The 21,172-nt window shown below is 71.3% G+C and carries 19 protein-coding genes and 3 tRNA genes; 10 read left to right on the plus strand and 12 right to left on the minus strand.

The features are described from left to right. Window positions 1-123: 123 nt before the first annotated feature. Window positions 124-1,191 (minus strand): phosphoribosylformylglycinamidine cyclo-ligase, encoded by a 1,068-nt coding sequence (purM, locus tag ACVHNB_RS39745; RefSeq protein ID WP_428953719.1) that lies wholly within the window; start codon window positions 1,189-1,191, stop codon window positions 124-126. A gap of 45 nt (window positions 1,192-1,236) precedes the next feature. Next, window positions 1,237-2,763 (minus strand): amidophosphoribosyltransferase, encoded by a 1,527-nt coding sequence (purF, locus tag ACVHNB_RS39750; RefSeq protein WP_428953718.1) that lies wholly within the window; start codon window positions 2,761-2,763, stop codon window positions 1,237-1,239. A 412-nt stretch (window positions 2,764-3,175) separates the two neighbouring features. On the opposite strand from purF, the gene ACVHNB_RS39755 reads away from it, so the two are divergent. Together ACVHNB_RS39755 and ACVHNB_RS39760 are read left to right on the plus strand one after the other, a co-directional pair. Continuing rightward, window positions 3,176-3,268: a putative leader peptide gene (locus tag ACVHNB_RS39755; RefSeq protein WP_456227028.1), complete on the plus strand. Its 93-nt coding sequence runs from the start codon at window positions 3,176-3,178 to the stop codon at window positions 3,266-3,268. 181 nt (window positions 3,269-3,449) lie between these two features. After that, the gene (locus ACVHNB_RS39760) at window positions 3,450-4,898 is read left to right on the plus strand and encodes a sulfatase family protein (protein WP_456227029.1); all 1,449 of its coding nucleotides are present in this window, start codon (window positions 3,450-3,452) and stop codon (window positions 4,896-4,898) included. Between the two features lie 25 nt (window positions 4,899-4,923). Here ACVHNB_RS39760 and ACVHNB_RS39765 read toward each other — a convergent pair whose 3' ends face one another. The 7 genes from ACVHNB_RS39765 to purS form a co-directional block, all read right to left on the minus strand. Further along, window positions 4,924-5,739 carry an META domain-containing protein gene (locus ACVHNB_RS39765; RefSeq protein ID WP_456227030.1) on the minus strand — a complete coding sequence of 272 codons (816 nt, stop codon included), beginning with the start codon at window positions 5,737-5,739 and terminating at the stop codon, window positions 4,924-4,926. A 50-nt stretch (window positions 5,740-5,789) separates the two neighbouring features. Next, entirely contained in the window at window positions 5,790-6,596 is an 807-nt protein-coding gene (locus tag ACVHNB_RS39770) for a sterol carrier family protein (protein ID WP_456227031.1), read from the minus strand. A gap of 151 nt (window positions 6,597-6,747) precedes the next feature. Next, window positions 6,748-7,602 (minus strand): M23 family metallopeptidase, encoded by an 855-nt coding sequence (locus ACVHNB_RS39775; protein ID WP_428953713.1) that lies wholly within the window; start codon window positions 7,600-7,602, stop codon window positions 6,748-6,750. Window positions 7,603-7,654: 52 nt separating this feature from the next. Beyond that, window positions 7,655-8,152 (minus strand): ArsR family transcriptional regulator, encoded by a 498-nt coding sequence (locus ACVHNB_RS39780; protein WP_428953712.1) that lies wholly within the window; start codon window positions 8,150-8,152, stop codon window positions 7,655-7,657. 113 nt (window positions 8,153-8,265) lie between these two features. Continuing rightward, on the minus strand, window positions 8,266-10,527 hold the full coding sequence (purL, locus tag ACVHNB_RS39785) for a phosphoribosylformylglycinamidine synthase subunit PurL (protein WP_456227032.1): 2,262 nt from the start codon (window positions 10,525-10,527) through the stop codon (window positions 8,266-8,268). Next, window positions 10,524-11,207 carry a phosphoribosylformylglycinamidine synthase subunit PurQ gene (purQ, locus tag ACVHNB_RS39790; RefSeq protein ID WP_428953710.1) on the minus strand — a complete coding sequence of 228 codons (684 nt, stop codon included), beginning with the start codon at window positions 11,205-11,207 and terminating at the stop codon, window positions 10,524-10,526. Before purQ ends, purL begins: the two co-directional genes overlap by 4 nt. Beyond that, on the minus strand, window positions 11,204-11,479 hold the full coding sequence (gene purS / locus ACVHNB_RS39795; RefSeq protein WP_428953709.1) for a phosphoribosylformylglycinamidine synthase subunit PurS: 276 nt from the start codon (window positions 11,477-11,479) through the stop codon (window positions 11,204-11,206). Before purS ends, purQ begins: the two co-directional genes overlap by 4 nt. Before the next feature lie 348 nt (window positions 11,480-11,827). Between purS and ACVHNB_RS39800 the strand changes: the two genes are divergently transcribed. The 8 genes from ACVHNB_RS39800 (at window position 11,828) to ACVHNB_RS39835 (ending at window position 16,368) form a co-directional block, all read left to right on the plus strand. Next, the gene (locus tag ACVHNB_RS39800) at window positions 11,828-12,148 is read left to right on the plus strand and encodes a histone-like nucleoid-structuring protein Lsr2 (RefSeq protein ID WP_428953708.1); all 321 of its coding nucleotides are present in this window, start codon (window positions 11,828-11,830) and stop codon (window positions 12,146-12,148) included. Window positions 12,149-12,273: 125 nt separating this feature from the next. Beyond that, window positions 12,274-12,345 (plus strand) — tRNA-Gly (locus ACVHNB_RS39805). Window positions 12,346-12,424: 79 nt separating this feature from the next. Continuing rightward, window positions 12,425-12,500, plus strand: a tRNA-Gly gene (locus ACVHNB_RS39810). 128 nt (window positions 12,501-12,628) lie between these two features. Continuing rightward, window positions 12,629-13,600 carry an ABC transporter ATP-binding protein gene (locus ACVHNB_RS39815; RefSeq protein ID WP_456227033.1) on the plus strand — a complete coding sequence of 324 codons (972 nt, stop codon included), beginning with the start codon at window positions 12,629-12,631 and terminating at the stop codon, window positions 13,598-13,600. Continuing rightward, the gene (locus ACVHNB_RS39820; protein ID WP_428953706.1) at window positions 13,597-14,379 is read left to right on the plus strand and encodes an ABC transporter permease; all 783 of its coding nucleotides are present in this window, start codon (window positions 13,597-13,599) and stop codon (window positions 14,377-14,379) included. Before ACVHNB_RS39815 ends, ACVHNB_RS39820 begins: the two co-directional genes overlap by 4 nt. Before the next feature lie 14 nt (window positions 14,380-14,393). Continuing rightward, window positions 14,394-15,644, plus strand: a complete 1,251-nt coding sequence (locus ACVHNB_RS39825) for a sensor histidine kinase (RefSeq protein ID WP_456227034.1) — start codon at window positions 14,394-14,396, stop codon at window positions 15,642-15,644. Next, on the plus strand, window positions 15,641-16,249 hold the full coding sequence (locus ACVHNB_RS39830; RefSeq protein WP_428953704.1) for a response regulator: 609 nt from the start codon (window positions 15,641-15,643) through the stop codon (window positions 16,247-16,249). The genes ACVHNB_RS39825 and ACVHNB_RS39830 overlap by 4 nt, the downstream gene beginning before the upstream one ends. A 46-nt stretch (window positions 16,250-16,295) precedes the next feature. Then, window positions 16,296-16,368, plus strand: a tRNA-Gly gene (locus tag ACVHNB_RS39835). A gap of 40 nt (window positions 16,369-16,408) precedes the next feature. Here the strand turns inward: ACVHNB_RS39835 and ACVHNB_RS39840 are convergent. The 3 genes from ACVHNB_RS39840 to ACVHNB_RS39850 form a co-directional block, all read right to left on the minus strand. Continuing rightward, on the minus strand, window positions 16,409-17,311 hold the full coding sequence (locus tag ACVHNB_RS39840; RefSeq protein WP_428953703.1) for a phosphoribosylaminoimidazolesuccinocarboxamide synthase: 903 nt from the start codon (window positions 17,309-17,311) through the stop codon (window positions 16,409-16,411). A 102-nt stretch (window positions 17,312-17,413) separates the two neighbouring features. Continuing rightward, window positions 17,414-18,856: a N,N-dimethylformamidase beta subunit family domain-containing protein gene (locus ACVHNB_RS39845; RefSeq protein ID WP_428957620.1), complete on the minus strand. Its 1,443-nt coding sequence runs from the start codon at window positions 18,854-18,856 to the stop codon at window positions 17,414-17,416. A gap of 255 nt (window positions 18,857-19,111) precedes the next feature. Further along, complete coding sequence (locus ACVHNB_RS39850) at window positions 19,112-20,854, minus strand: hypothetical protein (protein ID WP_456227035.1); 1,743 nt, start codon at window positions 20,852-20,854, stop codon at window positions 19,112-19,114. Window positions 20,855-21,172: the final 318 nt, after the last annotated feature.

Below are 21,172 nucleotides of genomic sequence, written 5' to 3' on the forward strand. Positions count from 1 at the left end.
TAGCACTTCCAGCACGTAGCTGATCTCTACTGCCTGATTTCTGCTTACTGCTGCACTCACCCGGTCCGGGGTGGTCACACGCCGGACCGGGTTTTGTGCTGTCCGCACAGCGCCCGCGGGGGCCTACTGCGCGTAGTCCCCGGTGAGCTCGGCGCCCGTGGTGCGGTCGCCGCGGTCGGTGATCTCGCCGGCCACCCAGGAGTCCACGCCGCGGTCGGCGAGGGTCGCGAGGGCGACGTCCACCGACTCCTGCGGGACGATCGCCATCATGCCGACGCCCATGTTCAGCGTCTTCTCCAGCTCCAGGCGCTCGACAGAGCCGGCCTTGCCGACGAGGTCGAAGATCGCGCCCGGGGCCCAGGTGGAGCGGTCCACGGTGGCGTGCAGGCCGTCCGGGATGACCCGGGCCAGGTTCGCCGCGAGGCCGCCGCCGGTGATGTGGCTGTAGGCGTGGACCTGGGTCGTGCTGGTGAGCGAGAGGCAGTCCAGGGAGTAGATCTTCGTCGGCTCCAGGAGCTCCTCGCCCAGCGTCCGGCCGAGCTCGTCGACCTGCTGGTCGAGCGTCATGCCCGCCCGGTCGAAGAGGACGTGCCGGACCAGCGAGTACCCGTTCGAGTGAAGACCGGAGGACGCCATGGCGATCACCGCGTCCCCCGTACGGATACGGTCCGGGCCCAGCAGGTTGTCGTACTCCACGACGCCCGTACCGGCGCCGGCGACGTCGAAGTCGTCCGGGCCGAGCAGGCCCGGGTGCTCCGCCGTCTCGCCGCCGACGAGGGCGCAGCCGGCGAGGACACAGCCCTCGGCGATGCCCTTCACGATGGCGGCGACGCGCTCGGGGTGGACCTTGCCGACGCAGATGTAGTCGGTCATGAAGAGGGGCTCGGCACCGCAGACGACGATGTCGTCCATGACCATCGCGACGAGGTCGTGGCCGATCGTGTCGTACACGCCCAGCTGGCGGGCGATGTCGACCTTCGTGCCGACGCCGTCGGTGGCGGAGGCCAGCAGGGGCCGCTCGTACTTCTTGAGGGCGGAGGCGTCGAAGAGGCCGGCGAAGCCGCCGAGGCCGCCGAGGACCTCGGGCCGCCGCGTCTTCTTGACCCATTCCTTCATGAGTTCTACGGCGCGGTCGCCCGCTTCGATGTCCACGCCCGCGGAGGCGTAGCTGGCACCGGTGGTCTCAGTCATGGTGAATTGAGAGCTTTCGTGTCGTTACTACGGGGGTCTGCGGACCTACGGACGACGGATCGCGTCGCTCGCGGCCGTGGACGCCGGACCTGCGGCCAGTTCCGTCTCCAGGAGCTGCTTGCCGAGCAGCTCGGGGTCGGGAAGATCCATCGGGTACTCGCCGTCGAAGCAGGCGCGGCAGAGGTTCGGCTTGGCGATGGTGGTCGCCTCGATCATGCCGTCGATGGAGATGTACGAGAGCGAGTCGGCGCCCAGCGAGGTGCCGATCTCCTCGACCGTCATGCCGTTGGCGATCAGCTCCGCGCGCGTCGCGAAGTCGATGCCGAAGAAGCACGGCCACTTCACAGGCGGGGAGGAGATCCGGATGTGGACCTCCGCCGCGCCCGCCTCGCGGAGCATGCGGACCAGGGCGCGCTGCGTGTTGCCGCGGACGATCGAGTCGTCGACGACCACGAGCCTCTTGCCCTTGATGACTTCCTTGAGGGGGTTCAGCTTCAGACGGATGCCGAGCTGGCGGATCGTCTGCGAGGGCTGGATGAAGGTACGGCCCACATAGGCGTTCTTCACGAGACCGGCACCGAAGGGGATTCCGCTGGCCTCGGCGTAGCCGATCGCGGCGGGAGTGCCCGATTCCGGAGTCGCTATGACGAGGTCGGCCTCGACCGGCGCTTCCTTGGCGAGCTTGCGGCCCATCTCCACACGGGAGAGGTACACGTTCCGGCCCGCGATGTCCGTGTCGGGACGGGCCAGATAGACGTACTCGAAGACACAACCCTTGGGCTTTGCTTCGGCGAAGCGGGACGTTCGCAGGCCGTTCTCGTCGATGGCGACGAACTCGCCCGGCTCGATCTCACGCACGTAAGCGGCGCCGCAGATGTCGAGGGCGGCGGACTCGGAGGCGACGACCCAGCCACGCTCCAGGCGTCCCAGGACCAGCGGGCGGATGCCCTGCGGGTCACGGGCCGCGTACAGCGTGCCCTCGTCCATGAAGACGAGGGAGAAGGCGCCCTGGACCTGCGGCAGGACCTTGGCGGACGCCTCTTCGATGGTCAGCGGCTTGCCGTCGTCGTCGACCTGGCCCGCGAGGAGCGCGGTGACGAGGTCGGTGTCGTTCGTGGCGGCGACCTGGGTGGCCCGCCCGTTCTCCTTGGGGAGATCGGCGACCATCTCGGCGAGCTGCGCCGTGTTGACCAGGTTGCCGTTGTGACCGAGCGCGATCGAGCCGTGCGCGGTGGCGCGGAACGTCGGCTGGGCGTTCTCCCATACGGAGGCCCCGGTGGTCGAGTAGCGGGCGTGACCGACCGCGATATGACCTTGCAGGGACCCTAGGGAGGTTTCGTCGAAGACCTGGGAGACAAGTCCCATGTCCTTGAAGACGAGGATCTGGGAGCCGTTGCTGACCGCGATTCCCGCGGATTCCTGACCCCGATGCTGGAGGGCGTAGAGCCCGAAGTACGTGAGCTTTGCGACCTCTTCGCCCGGAGCCCAGACACCGAAGACGCCACACGCGTCCTGGGGGCCTTTCTCGCCGGGGAGCAGATCGTGATTGAGTCGACCGTCACCACGTGGCACGGCACCGAGTGTAGGCGAGATCGACCACTGGTCCGAATTGGGGATACGGGCTTCTGACGTTGACAGGCTCCGTCCGTACGCGCCCGGGGCGGCCGGACGCGCGTAGCTTCCGGGGCGCCGCCGGCCGGGCGGACGGGTCGTGAGTACGCCGGGACCAGGGCGCACGGCCGGCCGGATGCCACCCCGCCGCACCGCGCTGACCTGCGACGACGCACCGCCAACAGGGTGCCGACCGGAGTCCGCGGCGGGCCTGCCGGTGCCTGCGCCGGGGGCGGAGGCGGCCGCGTCGGCCGCGCTCCGGGGGAGCCGCGCGCCGAGTGTGACGGAACTCGCGCCACCGCGCTCCCGCGGACGTCCGCAGTGCGGACCGGCCGTTGACAGGCACACGTCGTCGTCGGCATGGTCCTGGATCATGCAGCCCCGTTGTGACCGCACGGTCACCCTTGTGGAGCGCCGCCACGTCGACCTGGTCCGTGTCGCGAGCGCCATCTGTCGCTGCGCCTGACGCACTGCATCGCTTGATCCGCTGATCCGCGGCCTCGGGGGCCTCCGCACCGCGGGCCTCGGATCCTTCTGTCGCCGCTTCTGTTCCCGCCGGACCCCTCGTGCCCGGCGGCGGCCATCCCGCTCCTTCGCGCCGGAGGAGCGTGACCTGCTTCTCTCCCGCTCTCCCTGGAGTGCTCTCCGTGTCCTCGCACGCCTCAGAACCCTCGAAGCTGTCCCGGCGCGCCTTCGGCGGGGTGGTGAGCGCCTCGGCGACCGCCGCCGCGCTCGGCGCTTCGGCCGCTCCCGCCGAAGCCGCGCCCCACCAGCCCCGGGAATCCCAGGAACGCCCGTTCCGCGCCGCCGCCGGCCGGCACACCAAGCGGCCCAACATCCTCTTCATCCTGGGCGACGACCTGGGCTGGGCCGACCTCTCCTCCTACGGGGCGCCGCACATCAAGACCCCGAACCTGGACAAGCTGGCCCGGCAGGGCGTCCGCTTCACCGACGCGTACAGCGGCTCCGCGACCTGCTCGCCGACCCGCTTCAGCCTCTACACGGGCCGCTATCCGGGACGTACGAAGGGCGGGCTCGCCGAGCCGATCGCCGACCGGTCCGTCGGACTCGACCCGAACCACCCCACGCTCGCCTCGCTGCTGCGCGGCGCGGGCTACTCGACCGCGCTGATCGGCAAGTGGCACTGCGGCTATCTGCCGGACTACTCGCCGACCAAGTCGGGCTGGGACGAGTTCTTCGGGAACTTCGGCGGGGCCCTGGAGTACTACTCGAAGCTCGGGCTCGGCGGTGAGTACGACCTGTACGAGGGCGACGTGCGGGAGGGCGACGCCGAGTACAAGGACCTGCGGTACTACACGCGGATCCTGACCGAGCGGGCCGGCGAGTACGTGCGGCGCGACCACGGCGGCAAGCCGTGGCTGCTCAACCTGAACTTCACCACCCCGCACTGGCCGTGGATCGCCGACGGGGACGAGGCGGAGAGCGCCGAGGTCGTACGGAAGATCAAGGCCGGGGACGCGCGGGCCCTGTTCCACACCGACGGCGGGTCCGTGGAGAAGTACACGGAGATGGTCGAGGACCTGGACCGCTCCATCGGGCAGGTGCTGACGGCGCTCAAGGAGACCGGGCAGGAGAAGGACACCCTCGTCTTCTTCGCCTCGGACAACGGCGGCGAACGCTTCTCCTACAACTGGCCGCTGTCCGGGAACAAGGCGTCCCTCCAGGAGGGCGGCATCCGGGTGCCGACGATCGTGCGCTGGCCGGCCCGGCTCGATGGCGGACAGGTCAGCCACGAGCCCGTCTTCACGCCCGACTGGACGGCGACGCTGCTCGAAATCGGCGGGGCGCGGCCCGACAAGGCGTTCCCACTGGACGGCACCAGCCTCGCCGGATACCTCCTGCGCGGTGAACGGCTCCAGGAGCGCGACCTGTTCTGGCGGGTGCGCGGGGAGCGGGCCGTGCGCCGCGGCGACTGGAAGTACTACCGCGGCAAGGGCGGCACGGACCAGCTGTTCGACCTCTCCGCCGACCGGCGTGAGCAGGCCGACCGGGCCGCGGACGAGCCGAAGCTGCTGGCCGAGCTGAAGGCGGTGTGGGAGAAGAAGGACAAGGAGCTTCTCCCGTACCCGTCCTGACGGACCGCCGTCGCGCGGCGGCGCGTCACTTGGCGGTGGCCCGCAGGCCGATGCCCTGCCCGTCGGGCCCCGTCAGGGTGAGGCCGTCGCCCCGGATCTCGTACCGCGCCTTGCCCTCCAGGACGCCGCGCATCGCCTTCTCGAGGCTCGCCGCCTCGCCGACGCAGCCCATCTTCGTGCTGATCAGCGGGCCGAAGCTGATGTGGCCGTCCTTGACGGTGGCCTTGGCGCTGCCGCTGTTGCAGCCGAGACGCACGCTGACCTGGCCGTCCTTCTCGAAGACGAGCCGGGCCCGGTCCTTGGCCGCCTTCGGCAGGGACTGGGCCGTCTCGCCGCTGTAGAGGGTGTCGACCGTCCACCGGGTGCCGACGAGCTTCGCGTCGCGCTGCTTGGCGAGGGAGACGGTGTCGCCGTTGGCGCGGGTGAGGGTGAGGCGGTCGGAGCCGTGGGCCTTGACGGTGTTCTTGTCGGCCAGGGCGCGGGCGAGACGGTCGTCGAAGGCGCTCTGCTTCTTGTCGAGGCAGGCCTCGGTGGTCACGTCGGCCTGTCCCAGGTCGACGCTGTCGTCGGTGACCCGGGCGTCGGCGTCGAAGGTGTGGCAGCCGTAGTTGCCGCGCACTCGATCGTCGGAGACGAACTGCAGGTACGCGCCGCTCGGTGCCTTCGTCGTCGCCCCGTCCACCGTCATGCTCTGCACGGTCCAGGTGACGCCGGCGACGGGGGCACCGGCGACCTTCACCGTGCCGGGCGCCTTCTCGTTCCCGCAGGCCGCGACCGTGGTGAGGGCGACCAGGGGCAGCGCGGCGGCGAACAGGGTGCGGGTGCTGCGTTGCGTGAACATGCCGATGGGACGGGACGGCCCCCTCGATCGGTTCCGTCCCGCCGAAAGCTTCACGCCATGATCGGCAACAGAGCCGACAGGTCGGCCCGTTCACCACTTGCGCTGACGCGTGCTTCGTCGATCGCGGCCGCCCACTCCGTACGCCCCGTGGCGAGGCGGATCCAGGTGAGCGGGTCGGTCTCCACCACGTTCGGCGGAGTGCCGCGGGTGTGCCGGGGACCCTCGACGCACTGGACGACGGCGAACGGCGGGATCCGCACCTCAGTCGAGGCGCCCGGCGCCTTCACGGCGAGCGCGTCGGCGAGGAAGCGCGTCGCCGCGGCCAGCAGCTGCCGCTCGACGGGCAGTCCGAGCCCGGGCAGCGCGTCGTTCAAGTCGTCGGTGTGCACGGCGAGCTCGACAGCGCGGGTGACGAGGACGCCGGTGAGGGTCATCGTCCCGACCCGGTGCGCGACGGGCCGCTCGCCGTCGACCCCCGCGGTCAGATACGTGTCGAGCCCGGCGGCGACCTGCGCGTACAGCTCGCTCAGCGGTGCGCTCCGCGCCAGCTCCTGCACGCCGACGGCAACGGCGGGGGCGGCGGGCGCGGTCAGCGCCGGGTAGTCCAGGAGCGCCAGGTCGGCCTGGGGCGGCGCGGGCTGGGCGAGGCCCCGCGGCAGCATGCCGACGGCCATGGTGAAGTGCGCGGCGAGCTCCCGCACCGTCCAGTCGCCGAGCCGGGTCGGCGCGGCGAGCTGCTCGGGCGTGAGGCCCTCGACGGCCTCGCGTACGGCGGCGAACTGGGCCAGGACGGCAGTCCGGAGCTTCTCGGAATCGTAGGAACGCGGGCGCTTCCTGGATGTCTTGGGCGAGACCATGTCCGTGACCCTACGCCCGCACCGCGACGTCGCTCAGGCCCCTTTCGACCAGGGCGACAGCCCCCGGCGGTGAGCAGGGCGTCCCCGGGCTCCTCGGCGATGCTGCTCGGCACGCTGCCGGCCACGCGACTCCCGCGACGGCACCCCCGGGCTAGCGCCGAGCCGGCGCCCGGCCGCCCGGCGCCGGATCGGCCTGCTCTCGATCGACCGTGAACGTCTCACCGCCCGCGGGTATCCCGACCCCGCGCCACCGGAACGGTAGGCCCGACGCCGAGTCGAGGTCGGGGCCGTCCATCAGCTGGAAGTGGACGTGCGGCTCGGTCGAGTTCCCCGAGTTCCCGCAGCGGGCTAGCCGCTGGCCCGCCCGCACCCGGTCGCCGGGGCGCACGGAGAGAGAGCCGCGCTGCAGGTGCGCGTACATCGCGTACACGCCGTCGCCCAGGTCGAGGACGATGTGGTTGCCGACGATCCAGCCCGCCCCGAACATCTCCCGTATCGCACCCTCCAGCAGCATCAAGTAGGCCAGTGCGGGCGTGGAGTTGCGGCTGAGATGGTCGCGGCGCCAGTCGGTGGCGTGGACGACCTCGGCGTCGGCGACGGCGTGGAGCGGCTCGCCGAAGGCGGGGAAGGCCCGGGGCCGGCGCACCACGGGCCACACCGCGGCGAACTTCGGGCGGGGCCGGTGCTCGGCGCCCTCCGCCACTATGTCGATCGCGTACGTCTGCCCGTACGCGTGCGTCCCGTGGCTGGGCACCTTGTCCGCGGGGCTGTTGAGCGCGGACCAGTGCCCGCGCACCGGTGGGTCCACCTCGACCGGCTCGCGTGGCGCGCGGTCCCGCCGCCCGGCCCGGCTCCTGGCCAGCACGATGACCACGGACAGCCCGGCCGGTATGAACGCCCACCACGTGGGAAACGGCCAGCCGTCGAAGAGGCCGCCGATGACCATGACCAGAAAGGCCAGTTGAAACACTCGGTACAGCACCATCGCCGTCTTGCGCACGAACACGATCGATCCCCCATCGCTCTGTCGTCGTCCTGTCGCTCTGCTCTCGCCCGGGTCAGGCGGGGCGGGCCGCCGTCAGCGCCACAAGGAGCGGCACGACCCGGCCCGCGGGCACCTCGTAACGTCCCCGGCCCGCCGACCGCAGCCACCCTGCAGCGGTCAACTGCCGCAGGTGGTGGTAGATCTGACCGCTCGTCCCCACGTCGTCGAGCTCGGCCAGCTCCGTGGCCGACGCACGCCCGCCGAGGACCTCTCTCAGCAGCCTCAGCCGCAATCCGTTCCCCAACGCCGCGAAGGCGTCGGCCACGTCCGTCCAGTCGGACGCGAGCAACTCATCGGTGACCGCCGCGTACTGCCACTCGTACTCCTTGTCTCCCGGCAGGCGCACCGCGCCGGTGAACAGCACACCGCCGCTCGCGACGTCGGCCAGCTGCTCCTTCAGTCCGTCGAGGGCCCAGAACGTGCCTCCGGCGACCGTCGGCGCCGCGGCACCCGACTCCAGCGCGTCGAGACGCCGCTCCAGCTCGGCGACCCGCCGCTCAAGATCCGTCATGCATCGAGATTACGTAATTACGTAAAGCTCGACAACCCCTCGTTCGAGTGGTGCCCGCCCCGGACACGACGAAGCCCCCCGCCCTGCTCGGGCGGGGGGCTTCGCGGCCGGACTCAGGCCAGCAGCGCCGGAATCGTGTTCTCGTGCGCCTCGCGCAGCTCGGCCAGCGGCAGTGCGAACTCGCCCTGCACGTCGACCGCGGCGTCCTCGCCGGAACCGTCCACGACACCGATGCGGGTGACGGGCAGACCCCGCGCACCGCACATGTCGTTGAACCGCAGCTCCTCGCTCCGCGGCACGGCCACGACCGCACGGCCCGCCGACTCGGAGAAGAGGAAGGTGAACGCGTCGAGACCGTCCGGGACGACCAGGCGCGCGCCCTTCTGCCCGAGCAGCGCCGACTCGACCACGGCCTGGATCAGACCGCCGTCGGAGAGGTCGTGCGCGGCGTCGATCATGCCGTCGCGCGACGCGGAGATCAGGATCTCGCCGAGCAGCCGCTCGCGCTCCAGGTCGACCTTCGGCGGCAGCCCGCCGAGGTGGTCGTGGACGACCTGCGACCAGGCCGAACCGCCGAACTCCTCGCGGGTGTCGCCCAGCAGGTAGAGGAGCTGGCCCTCTTCCTGGAAGGCGACCGGGGTGCGCCGCGCCACGTCGTCGATGACGCCGAGGACCGCGACGACCGGCGTCGGGTGGATCGCCGCCTCGCCCGTCTGGTTGTAGAGCGAGACGTTGCCGCCGGTCACCGGGGTGCCCAGCTGCAGACAGCCGTCGGCCAGACCGCGGATGGCCTCCGCGAACTGCCACATGACGGCCGGGTCCTCGGGCGAGCCGAAGTTCAGGCAGTCGGAGACGGCGAGCGGCTTGGCACCGGTCGTCGCCACGTTCCGGTACGCCTCCGCGAGGGCGAGCTGCGCGCCCGTGTACGGGTCGAGCTTCGCGTACCGGCCGTTGCCGTCGGTCGCGATGGCGACGCCGAGGCCGGACTCCTCGTCGATGCGGATCATGCCCGAGTCCTCGGGCTGCGCGAGGACGGTGTTGCCCTGCACGAAGTGGTCGTACTGCTGGGTGATCCACTTCTTCGACGCCTGGTTCGGCGAGGAGACCAGCTGGAGGACCTGCGCCTTCAGCTCGTCGCCCGAAGCGGGCCGCGGCAGCTTGCCCGCGTCGTCGGCCTGCAGCGCGTCCTGCCACTCCGGGCGGGCGTAGGGGCGCTCGTAGACCGGGCCGTCGTGCGCGACCGTGCGCGGGTCGACGTCGACGATCTTCTCGCCGTGCCAGAAGATCTCCAGCCGGTCGCCGTCGGTCACCTCACCGATGACGGTGGCGATGACGTCCCACTTCTCGCAGATCTCCAGGAAGCGGGCGACCTTCTCGGGCTCCACGACGGCGCACATGCGCTCCTGCGACTCGCTCATGAGGATCTCCTCAGGAGAGAGCGTGGAGTCGCGCAGCGGTACGTCGTCCAGCTCGACGCGCATACCGCCCGAGCCGTTCGACGCCAGCTCGCTGGTGGCGCAGGAGATGCCGGCGGCGCCGAGGTCCTGGATGCCGACGACGAGCTTCTCGGCGAAGGCTTCCAGGGTGCACTCGATGAGGAGCTTCTCCTGGAAGGGGTCGCCGACCTGGACGGCGGGGCGCTTCGACGGCTTGGCGTCGTCGAAGGTCTCGGAGGCCAGGATCGAGGCGCCACCGATGCCGTCGCCGCCCGTCCGGGCGCCGTACATGATGACCTTGTTGCCCGCGCCGGACGCCTTCGCGAGGTGGATGTCCTCGTGCCGCATGACGCCGATGGCGCCGGCGTTGACCAGCGGGTTGCCCTGGTAGCAGGCGTCGAAGACGACCTCGCCGCCGATGTTCGGCAGGCCCAGGCAGTTGCCGTAGCCGCCGATGCCGGCGACGACGCCGGGCAGCACGCGCTTGGTGTCGGGGTGGTCGGCCGCGCCCATCCGCAGCGGGTCGACCACGGCCACCGGGCGGGCGCCCATGGCGATGATGTCGCGCACGATGCCGCCCACTCCTGTAGCCGCACCCTGATAGGGCTCTACATAAGAGGGGTGGTTGTGCGACTCCACCTTGAAGGTGACGGCATAACCCTGGCCGACGTCCACGACACCGGCGTTCTCACCGATGCCGACGAGCATGGCGTCCGACTGCGGGGCCTTCTCGCCGAACTGGCGCAGGTGCACCTTGGACGACTTGTAGGAGCAGTGCTCGGACCACATGACCGAGTACATGGCGAGCTCGGCGCCGGTCGGGCGGCGGCCGAGGATCTCCACGACCCGCTCGTACTCGTCCTTCTTCAGGCCGAGTTCGGCCCAGGGCAGCTCGACGTCGGGGGTCTGTGCGGCGTTGTCGACGGTGTCGAGGCTCATGAGGCGGCGACCAGCTTCTTGAGGATCGAGGTGAAGAAGGGCAGACCGTCGGTGCGGCCGGACCCGACGAGGGGCTCCACGGCGTGCTCCGGGTGCGGCATCAGACCGACGACGTTGCCCGCCTCGTTCGTGATGCCGGCGATGTCGCGCAGCGAGCCGTTCGGGTTGACGTCGAGGTAGCGGAAGACGACCCGGCCCTCGGCCTCCAGCATGTCGAGCGTGCGCTCGTCGGCGACGTACCGCCCGTCCATGTTCTTCAGCGGGATGTGGATCTCCTGGCCCGCCTCGTAGTCGGACGTCCAGGCGGTGCCGGTGTTCTCCACGCGCAGCTTCTGGTCACGGCAGATGAAGTGCAGGTGGTCGTTGCCGAGCATCGCGCCGGGGAGCAGGTGGGCCTCGGTGAGCACCTGGAATCCGTTGCAGATACCGAGGACGGGCAGGCCCGCCTTCGCCTGGTCGATCAGCGTCTCCATGACCGGCGAGAAACGCGAGATGGCACCCGCGCGCAGGTAATCGCCGTAACTGAATCCGCCCGGCAGGACGACCGCGTCGACCTGCTTCAGATCCTTGTCCTTGTGCCAGAGGGCAACCGGCTCGGCGCCGGCCAGACGGATCGCGCGCTGGGTGTCCCGGTCGTCGAGGGAACCCGGAAAGGTGACGACGCCAATACGAGCGGTCACTTTTCGGCCCCCACCACGGGCTCCGCAGCTTCTTCGACCTTGACGGTGAAGTTCTCGATCACGGTGTTGGCGAGGAAGCTTTCCGCGAGCTCGTGGATACGGGCGAGGGCGGCGTCATCCACCGGCCCGTCCACTTCGAGCTCGAATCGCTTTCCCTGGCGAACGTCGGAGATGCCGTCGAAACCGAGGCGCGGCAGCGCACGCTGCACCGCCTGGCCCTGGGGGTCGAGGATCTCCGGCTTGAGCATGACGTCGACTACGACGCGTGCCACTGGCACTCCCGGTGTGTGGTGCTGAGCAGGTCCGTTCAGCGTACCTGCCCAAATCTTCTACTCGCGTAGACAGTAGGAAGCTACGAGAGCCGGATCACGTTACGGCAACGACATCAGATCCGCACGGAAAATTAAGGGAAAGACTCCGGATAAGAGACCCGGCGGACACGCGGAGGTTTTTAACTGGTCTTCCCAGCACAATGCCGGGCAGGGTAAAAAGGAATTGGCAGATACAGGCAACCGGCCTGAACTCGGGCCGGGACAATGCCCGACCTTTGCCCGACAACAGCTGGACAGTCGGCATCACCGCACGTCAAAGCGGGGTGCTGGACGAAGGGACCGATATTCGTGGCGCAGCGTGTCGTGGTCACCCTCTTCGACGACATCGACGGCGGAGAAGCGGCGGAAACGGTCGTCTTCGGTCTCGACGGCAGGTCGTACGAGATCGACCTCAATCCAGCCAATGCGAAAAAGCTCCGCAAGGCCCTGGCCCCGTACCTGCAGGCGGGCCGCAAGCGGTCCAGCCGGACCGGCAAGGCCTTCAAGCACACCGACCTCAGCCCGGACCCGGCGGCCGTGCGCGCCTGGGCCCGCTCGAACGACTTCGACGTGCCGCCGCGCGGCCGGATCCCGAAGCGGGTCTACGAGGCGTTCGCCGAGGCCAACTGAGTCCGCGGCACCCTCCGTCAGGAGCCCCTCGGGAGAACCGACTTGCGTTGCACCCCCAGCGGTCGGCTAGAGTCTGGAGCACGCCGAGGGGCAAGGCCGAAAGAGCCGCACCTCACGGAGTACATGCGGGTGTAGTTCAGTAGTAGAACATCCCCCTTCCAGGGGGAAGGCGCAGTGTGCAATTCCTGTCACCCGCTCCGCATCGCGTACCGATCACCCATCCGGGTGCGGTAGGCTGATGCTCGCGCCGATCAGTGAGAGCTGGTCGGAGGCAATGCGAACGTAGCTCAGTTGGTAGAGCGCAACCTTGCCAAGGTTGAGGTCGCGAGTTCGAACCTCGTCGTTCGCTCCAGTTCGGGAAGCCCCGGATCCACCAGGATCCGGGGCTTCCCGCGTGTCGGGCCGCCTTCTGACATTTGTCATGTACGTCGATGACAGCGCGCACTGCCGACCGGGCCGCGCGGCCGGAAGGCTTGAGGCATGACCAACAACGAGCGCGTGATCGACGTCACTGATCTGCGCCGCGTGTACGGGGACGGGACAAGGGGTTCCTTCGAGGCGGTGCGCGGAGTCTCCTTCTCCGTGGACCGCGGCGAACTCTTCGCACTCCTCGGCACCAACGGCGCCGGAAAGACCTCCACCGTCGAGCTCCTCGAAGGACTCGCCGCACCTGCCGGGGGGCAGGTGCGGGTGCTCGGACACGACCCGTACACCGAGCGGGACCGGGTGCGGCCGCGGATCGGCGTGATGCTCCAGGAGGGCGGCTTCCCCTCGGAGCTGACCGTCGCCGAGACCGCGCGGATGTGGGCCGGCTGCACCAGCGGCGCACGGCCCCTGGACGAGGCGCTGGAGATGGTCGGGCTCGCCGCCCGCGGGAAGGTGCGCGTCAAGCAACTGTCCGGCGGCGAGAAGCGCAGGCTCGACCTCGCGCTCGCGCTGCTCGGCCGGCCCGAGGTGCTGTTCCTCGACGAGCCGACCACCGGTCTCGACGCCGAAGGACGCCAGGCCACCTGGGAGTTGGTGCGGCGGCTGCGTGCCGAGGGCACGACCGTGCTGCTGACCACGCACTACCTCGAAGAGGCCGAAGGGCTCGCCGACCGGCTCGCGATCATGCACGAGGGACGGATCGCCGCCGAGGGCCGCGTCGCCGACGTCGTCGCCGCGCAGCCCTCGCACATCTCCTTCGAACTCCCCGAGGGCTACTTCGTGGGCGATCTGCCGCCGCTCGACGCGCTCGGCGTCACCGGGCACGAGGTCACCGGGCGCACCGTCAAGCTGCGCACCGACGCCCTCCAGCAGGCGGCGACCGGGCTCCTGGTCTGGGCGCGGGACGCGGGCGTGGAACTGCGCCGGCTCGACGTACGAGGGGCCTCCCTGGAGGAGGCGTTCCTGCGCATCGCACGGGACGCCAAGGGCACGGCCGACCAGCGGGAGAAGGAGATGGCGGTATGAGCACCGTGACGATGACGACCACCCCCGCCGGGCGGCTGACGTCGCTCGCCCGGGCCGAGCTGACGCTGCTCGGGCGCAGCAAGGGCGTGCTGTTCACGGCCCTGTTCGTGCCGCTCGTGCTGCCGTTCAGCCTCAGCGCGTCCATGAAGCAGGTCGACCTGAAGGAGCAGGGGCTGAGCCTCGGCCCCGTCGTGCTGTCGTCGGCGATCTGCTTCTCGCTGCTGTTCGCCGTGTACAGCGCCCTGGTCAGCGTCTACGCGTCGCGGCGCGAGGAACTGGTCCTCAAGCGGCTGCGCACCGGCGAGCTGCGCGACGGCGAGATCCTCGCGGGGGCCGCGCTGCCGTCCGTCGCGATCGGGCTGCTGCAGTGCGTCGTACTGGCCGTCGCGGTCACGTTCGTGCTGGACACCGGGGCCCCGCAGGCGCCCCAGCTGGCCGTGCTCGGCGTCCTCCTCGGCATCCCGCTGTGCGTGGCGCTGGCCGCGGTCACCACGGTCTTCAGCCGCAGCGTGGAGAGCGCGCAGGTCGCCGCGATGCCGATGCTGATCGTCTCGATGCTCGGCTCGGGCGCCGTCGTCCCGCTGCAGTCCATGCCGGACGCGCTGGCCACCGTGTGCAAGGCGCTGCCGCTGACGTCGACGCTCACCCTGGTCCGCGGCGGATGGGACGGGAGTCTGTCCGCCGGGGACACGGTGCAGGCGCTGGTCATCGCGGTGGCCTGGATCGCGGTCGCGGTGTTTGCTGTACGGCGATGGTTCCGGTGGGAACCGCGGCGCTGACAGGAGGGCTTCCGGTGGGCCGGGTGCGGTGGCGGGATCGCAGCAAGATCGAGCGGGTCGAGTGGCAGACCGTGTTCTCGCTGCGCGCGGTCAACTGGCTGTTCTTCGTGGCCTGGTCGGGCACGGGGCTCGCGGGGAGCCTGCGCGGCGACCGGACCGCGTACCTCCTCGGCCTCGCGCTCGTCGTCGTGAACGTGGCGCAGTGCCTGGTCGCCGACCGGCACATGCGCGCCGCCCTCGACCAGTACCTGGGGCGGGGGACGGTGCCCCGGTGGATGACGGTCACGGCCGGTGCGCTGGCCGTCGCCGCCCTCGGCCTCATCGCCGCCCTGGCGGTCACCGACAGCGTGAAGGACGGCCTCGTCGCCATGCCGCTGTTGTTCGCGCCGATGCCGTTCGCCGGTGCGTACACGCTGATGGTGCCGGTGCGGACGTTCGTGCGGCGCGCGGCCGTCGGTGTCGTGGCCGGCGTCGCCGTCGCGGCGGCCGTCCGGCCCACGAGCGCCGCGCTCGTGGCGGTCGGCCTGCTGCTGGTCCTGGCCGCCGCGATCAGCCTGGGGTCCTACCGGTGCAGCGGCTGGAACCTCTCCGTCATGTGGGAGTCCGAGCGGGCCCGCGAGGTCGAGTCCCGGCTCGCCGTCGCCGAGGAGCGGCTGCGGTTCGGACGGGACCTGCACGACGTCATGGGCCGCAATCTGTCCGTCGTCGCCCTCAAGAGCGAGCTGGCGGTGCAGCTGGCCCGGCGCGGCCGCACCGAGGACGCCGTGACGCAGATGATCGAGGTGCAGCGCATCGCGCAGCAGTCGCAGAAGGAGGTCCGGGAGGTCGTACGCGGATACCGCGAGGCCGACCTGGGCGCCGAACTCGCGGGTGCACGCGGCGTGTTGAGCGCCGCCGGGATCGACTGCACGGTGACCGGTTCGGCGGCCGGGCTGCCGGCCGAGGTGCAGTCGGCGCTCGGCTGGGTGGTGCGTGAGGCCACGACGAACGTGCTGCGGCACGGGAACGCCGAGGCGTGTTCGGTACGGCTGGTCCAGGATGCGGAGGGCGTGGTGCTGACGGTGGAGAACGACGGGGTCGCGGCCGGCGCGGGACCGGTGAGCGGGCGCGGCTCGGGGCTCGCCGGGCTGCGGGAGCGGCTGGACGCGGTGGGCGGGACCCTGGAGGCGGCGGCGGAAGGCAGCCGGTTCCGCGTCGTGGCGGCCGTGCCGCTGAACGCCACGGCGTCAGGGAAAGCCGCCCCGGCCGCGGAGGCCGTCCGATGACCCTGCGCGTCCTGCTCGCCGACGACGAGCACCTCATCCGCGGCGCCCTCGCCGCCCTGCTCGCGCTGGAGGACGACCTGGTCGTCGTCGCCGAGGCCGCGAGCGGGCCCGAGGCGCTCGCCATGGCGCGGGCGCACCGCCCCGACGTCGCCGTGCTCGATCTGCAGATGCCGGGCGCCGACGGTGTGAGCGTGGCCACAACGCTGCGCGCGGAACTGCCCGGCTGCCGGACCATGATCGTGACCAGCCACGGCCGCCCGGGACATCTGAAGCGGGCCCTCGCCGCCGGGGTGCGCGGCTTCGTGCCGAAGACCGTGAGCGCGCAGCGGCTCGCCGAGATCATCCGGACCGTCCATGCCGGAAACCGTTATGTGGACCCGGAGTTGGCGGCCGACGCGATCTCCTCGGGGGACTCGCCGCTGACCGCGCGCGAGGCCGAGGTGCTCGAACTCGCCGCCGACGGGGCGCCCGTCACGGAGATCGCCGAGCGGGCCGCGCTCTCCCAGGGGACCGTGCGGAACTACCTGTCGTCGGCCGTCTCGAAGCTCGGTGCCGAGAACCGTCACGCCGCGGTGCGGATCGCACGCGAGCGAGGTTGGGTATAGTAGGCGTCGCGCTTCGGCGCACGGAGCACCACTCAGGTGATGCTTTGCGAACGTAGCTCAGTTGGTAGAGCGCAACCTTGCCAAGGTTGAGGTCGCGAGTTCGAACCTCGTCGTTCGCTCGGTGAAGAAGGCCCCCGGTCACTGACCGGGGGCCTTCTCTCATGACCAGCTCTGGCCGGTCAGCAGCTCGTACGCCTCGATGTACTTGGCGCGCGTCGCGGCGACGACCTCGTCGGGCAGGGCCGGCGGCGGCTGCTCGCTCGCACGGTCCCAGCCGGAGGCCGGCGAGGTCAGCCAGTTCCGCACGAACTGCTTGTCGTAGCTGGGCTGCGCGCGGCCCGGCTGCCACTGGTCGGCCGGCCAGAAGCGCGAGGAGTCCGGGGTGAGCACCTCGTCGGCGAGGACCAGCGTGCCGTCCTTGTCGAAGCCGAACTCGAACTTGGTGTCCGCCAGGATGATGCCGCGCTCCCGCGCGATGTCCCGGGCCCGGCTGTAGACGGCGAGGGTCGCCTGGCGCAGCTGCGTGGCCGTCTCCGCGCCGACCTGGCGGGCCACCTCCTCGTAGCTGACGTTCTCGTCGTGCTCGCCGACCGCGGCCTTCGTGGCGGGCGTGAAGATCGGCGCGGGGAGCTCCGAGCCGTCCTCCAGGCCCTCGGGCAGGGCGAGGCCGCAGACCGTCCGCGAGTCGTTGTACTCGAGCAGACCGGAGCCGGTGAGGTAGCCGCGGGCCACGCACTCGACCGGCACCATCTCCAGGGACTTGCAGACGAGGGTGCGGCCCGCCCAGTCGGCGGGGGCGCCCGCCGGCAGGTCCGTGGACACGACATGGTTCGGCATGAGGTCGGCGAGCTGCTCGAACCACCACAGCGAGAGCTGGGTGAGGACCCGGCCCTTGTCCGTGATGGGCGTGGGCAGGACCCAGTCGTACGCCGACATGCGGTCACTGGCGACCATGATCAGGTCGCCGGCGTCGTTCTGGTACAGCTCCCGCACCTTGCCGGTGTGGAGATGCACCAGGCCCGGGACCTGTACTGGCTCGGGCTTTTCGACGAATCCGGACACGGTTCCTCCCCGTGGTTCTGTACGAGTGCCTCTGATTCTCCCGTACATGGGGACGCGTTCCGGCCACGGGTCCCACCGGGGGCTCGGGGGCGGGCCGTGGCCTCAGTCTCGTTTGCAGATGCGGTCGAGGAGATTGGCCGTCGCCCGCTGGATACGGGGGTCGACGTGGCCCGGCCGGTCCAGGGCCGGGGACCATGCGAACGTTCCGGACGCGAAGACCAGCGCGCCCGACGGTGCCCGGTACAGGGACGTCTCCTGGTGGCGGCGGGTCCTGTCGCTGTCGTGGTACGGCGAATGGGCCAGCAGGATGCGGTCCTGGTGCTCGGGCAGCGCGGTACGCGGGAAGTAGCGGTCGGCCTCGCCCGCGACCAGGCCCTCGATCTCGTCGCCCTCGTGCGCGCCGGTCGCCTCCCACAGCCAGTGGTCCGCGTTCCGCACGACCAGCGGGTGCGGCTCGGGGACGCGGCCCGCGTACTGGATGCCCATGAGCTGCTGCTCCGGCTTGTCGATCTCCCGCCACAGGGCCGCCCGGCCAGGGCCTCTGCGCTTGCGGCAGGTGAGGAGCCGGTCCGGGACACCGGACGGCGACGGGCCCAACTCCACCTGCCAGTACATGGTGTTGGCGGAGAGGAAGACGAGGGACGTGCCGTGCTCGCGGGCCGCCTCGGCGGTCCGGCGCATGTTCGCCGACCAGTACTCGTCGTGGCCCGGGAAGACGAGGCCCCGGTAACGCGTCGGGTCGATGCGGCCCGCGTGCAGGTCACGGGTGTCGGCGTACGCGATGTCGTAGCCGTAGCGCTCGGCCCAGCGGATGAAGTCGTACGCGTGACCGACGTGCAGGGGCAGGCCCGCGCCCGCGTACGGACGGTCGAAGGACACCGTGATCGCGGCCTCGCTCTCGCCGAGCAGCCGGCCCTCCTCGTCCCAGGCGTGGTAGAGGCTGGCGCCGGTGCGGCCGTCCTCCGGGTAGAGGTTGTACGCCTGCCAGGTGATGTCCGGGAGCAGCAGGAGCAGGTCGGCGGGCTGGGTGTCGCGGACCGTGAAGGGGACGTGCGAGCGGTAGCCGTCGAGGGTGGTGAGGACGGCCACGTACGCGCCCGTGCTCCAGTGCGACGGGATCTGCAGGCGCCATGACAACCACCAGTGGTGGCAGGAGACCGTGCGGTCGGCGGTCAGCGGGGCGGGCTGCACGATGCCGGACAGGCGCGGGCTCGTGGTGATCTTGCGGGCGCCGTCGCCGCCGTAGTGGCCGATGCGGTAGACGTCCACGGTGAACTGCTGCGGCGGGTCGACCGTGACGTGGAAGTCGATCGCCTCGCCGGGCGCGGCCGCGCCGGTCGAGGTGAAGCCCTTGATCTGGCGGTGCACGTCGTCGGCGGTCCGCGGGCCGCTGGTGCGGGGCGCCGGAATGTTGCTGGCGCCGGGCTGCGGGGCGTGGTCCACGTACCAGGGGACGACCTGGCCGGTGTCGTCGAAGTAGTGCTCGCTGCCGCGCAGCCAGGGCAGCGGGCCCTGCCCGAACGGATCGGACACCGCGTGGGCCATCGCGCCGGACTCCCAGCGGGGGGTGCGCGCGCGAGGTGGCGACGCGGCGCTCTGCCGTGCCGCTTCGTCCGGGTGCCCCGCCCTGTCCGGCCCCATGGCTGCTCCCCTCCCTCGCTCCCCCGAGCCCTCGTGCGCGGAGTTGCTCCGCGACCGGTCCCAGCACATCACATTACGCACGCACTCCGTCACCGTTCGTCGCGAATTGACGAGACTGGAACAACTCCCTCCGGTGCGCGCGCATCGCGCGCCGACGGGTCACACGAGGCGTACGGGCTTCTCGGGGCGGATGCCGAGACGGGCCAGCCAGCCCTTGAGGGGCTCCGGGTCACCGTCCTCGACCAGGCTCAGCACGCGCGGCGCGAGGTCCCCGGCGCGCTCCCCGTCGACGAGCAGCGCGGGCCCGTCGAGCCAGTCGAGACCCGGGGTCGCACCGGCCGTGTCCACGGCGGCGCAGCACACCATCGCGGTGACGTGATCGGCCAGCAACTCCCTTCCGCTGCGAGGCGGTTGCAGCGGAAAGAGGGGCAGCGCGCCCTCGTCCCACAGCGCGCCGTCCGGGCTCTGGCCGGTGGGCGCGGGCGCCTCGGGGCGCGCGCTCTCCTCGCGGGCCAGCTCGGTGCTGAGACCGGCGGAGAGGGAGTCGACCTCGGGGCGCGGCGTGGGCGCGAGCAGGGCGTCGAGCTCGGCGTCGGTGTACGTCTCCGGGGAGACCTCGGTGAGGGCCGGCGCGGGCTCCTCCGGCAGCGTCCCGGGGTCCGCCGCGAGGTGGTCGAGGACCCGCGCCAGGGTCGGGCCCTCCGGTGCGGAGGCGGCGGGGCGGGTGCTGTGCACGCCCAGGGTGTCCAGGACCCGGTGCAGACGGGCGGCGTCGATGCGCCATTTGCGGTCCACGACCTCGTCCGGGTACTCCTGCCAGTCCACCGGCGCCCAGTCGGGGCCCGGTTCGGCGGGGCCGCCGTGGAAGAGGCGGGCGGCGAGCAGGGAGGCGGCCTCGTCCACGGTGCCGGGCTCTTCGAGGAGGTCGCAGGCGGGGCGCTCGCCGAGCCGGGAGGCGAAGCCCTCCGCGAGCCGGTCGCGGCGGGACAGCTCGGTGAGGGCGGCGACCACGCCCGCGTCCAGGCGGGACGGCCAGCGGCCCATGCGCCAGGCGGGCAGCGCGACCCGGGTGAGCAGCCGGTCCCAGCCCGCGTACGCGAGTCCGACCTGCTCCTGGGCGACGATCCGCAGGCCGTAGTCCACAGCCTGTGCGCGCTCGGCGCCGGCGGCGGCGACGCCGCGCTCCATCTCGGCGGCGTGCACCCGGCAGCCGCTCAGCATCAGCCGCGCGACCCGGCCGACGCCGCTGAGGACGATCCGGGCCAGCGGGCCGCGCCCGGGTGCCGCGGCGACCGCGACGGCCGCGTCCAGGCCCCGCACGAAGCGCCGGGCCGCGGCTATGTCGGGGTGGGCGGAGGGGCCCGTACCGGCGACGACCGGGGCGAGGACGGCCCGCAGCTCGGCGACCCGCATCCACCACAGGAACGGGGAGCCGATGACCAGGACCGGTGCGACCGGGGCCTTCGCGCTGTCGTCCTTCGGCGGACGCGGCGGGCCGTGGGCCGGATGCGTACGGTCCTCGAGCCAGCTGTCGCAGTCCGGCGTGAGGGCTATCGCCGAGGGCGCCGGGACCTCGAGGCGGTCGGCCAGGTCACGCACCAGGCGGTACAGATCGGGGGCGGTGTGCTCGGCGATCGGGACGGTCGGGCTGACGGCGGGCCTGGCCCGCGCCACGACCAGCGCGACGGCCACCGCGGCGAGCAGCACGAGCACCGCGAGGACGGACACGGCCACCCGCGCGATGTCCCAGCCCCGGCCCGTCAGCCGGCCGGTGGCGCCGCCCGCGAGCAGGATCACCGACGCGGCCGCGGGCAGCAGCGCCAGCGCCGTCGCCCTGCCGCGGATGCGCAGCACGGCGACGGCCCGGGAGCGCGCTGCCTGCGCACCCGCTTCCGCACCCATACCGGACACGATCGATGTCACCCCCTGCTGCCTGTGCCTCTTGTCCGGCCACGGGCCGGAACCCGCGGCAGAACACTGGTGGCGTTGCTCACTCCCCCACTGTGGCACCCGCCACCGACATCGCAATGCCGGTGGTCCGTCTGGTTCTTTCCGGTCCCGACGGGCGGTGGTTCCGCTTCGCGAGTGCCGGAACTCCGTGCGCCGCACCCTAGTTGGGAGTCGGGGCATCGTCAGCCGGATGGGCCATCGGTCACTCGATGGAATGGCTTTGGGCAAAGGTGGCTGACATCAGGGGCCGGACGGGAGAGGGTGTCATCC

The organism is Streptomyces sp. YJ-C3 (assembly GCF_053891275.1).

Coding starts and splice junctions, on each gene's coding strand:
- ACVHNB_RS39780 (WP_428953712.1), bottom strand. CDS start 8,152: ATGACGGATCTTGAGCGGCGGGTCGCCGAGCTGGAGCGGCGTCTCGAC.
- ACVHNB_RS39830 (WP_428953704.1), top strand. CDS start 15,641: ATGACCCTGCGCGTCCTGCTCGCCGACGACGAGCACCTCATCCGCGGC.
- ACVHNB_RS39815 (WP_456227033.1), top strand. CDS start 12,629: ATGACCAACAACGAGCGCGTGATCGACGTCACTGATCTGCGCCGCGTG.
- ACVHNB_RS39770 (WP_456227031.1), bottom strand. CDS start 6,596: ATGGTCTCGCCCAAGACATCCAGGAAGCGCCCGCGTTCCTACGATTCC.
- purL (WP_456227032.1), bottom strand. CDS start 10,527: ATGAGCCTCGACACCGTCGACAACGCCGCACAGACCCCCGACGTCGAG.
- ACVHNB_RS39850 (WP_456227035.1), bottom strand. CDS start 20,854: ATGGGTGCGGAAGCGGGTGCGCAGGCAGCGCGCTCCCGGGCCGTCGCC.
- purM (WP_428953719.1), bottom strand. CDS start 1,191: ATGACTGAGACCACCGGTGCCAGCTACGCCTCCGCGGGCGTGGACATC.
- ACVHNB_RS39765 (WP_456227030.1), bottom strand. CDS start 5,739: ATGTTCACGCAACGCAGCACCCGCACCCTGTTCGCCGCCGCGCTGCCC.
- ACVHNB_RS39845 (WP_428957620.1), bottom strand. CDS start 18,856: ATGGCCCACGCGGTGTCCGATCCGTTCGGGCAGGGCCCGCTGCCCTGG.
- ACVHNB_RS39755 (WP_456227028.1), top strand. CDS start 3,176: ATGCAGCCCCGTTGTGACCGCACGGTCACCCTTGTGGAGCGCCGCCAC.
- ACVHNB_RS39820 (WP_428953706.1), top strand. CDS start 13,597: ATGAGCACCGTGACGATGACGACCACCCCCGCCGGGCGGCTGACGTCG.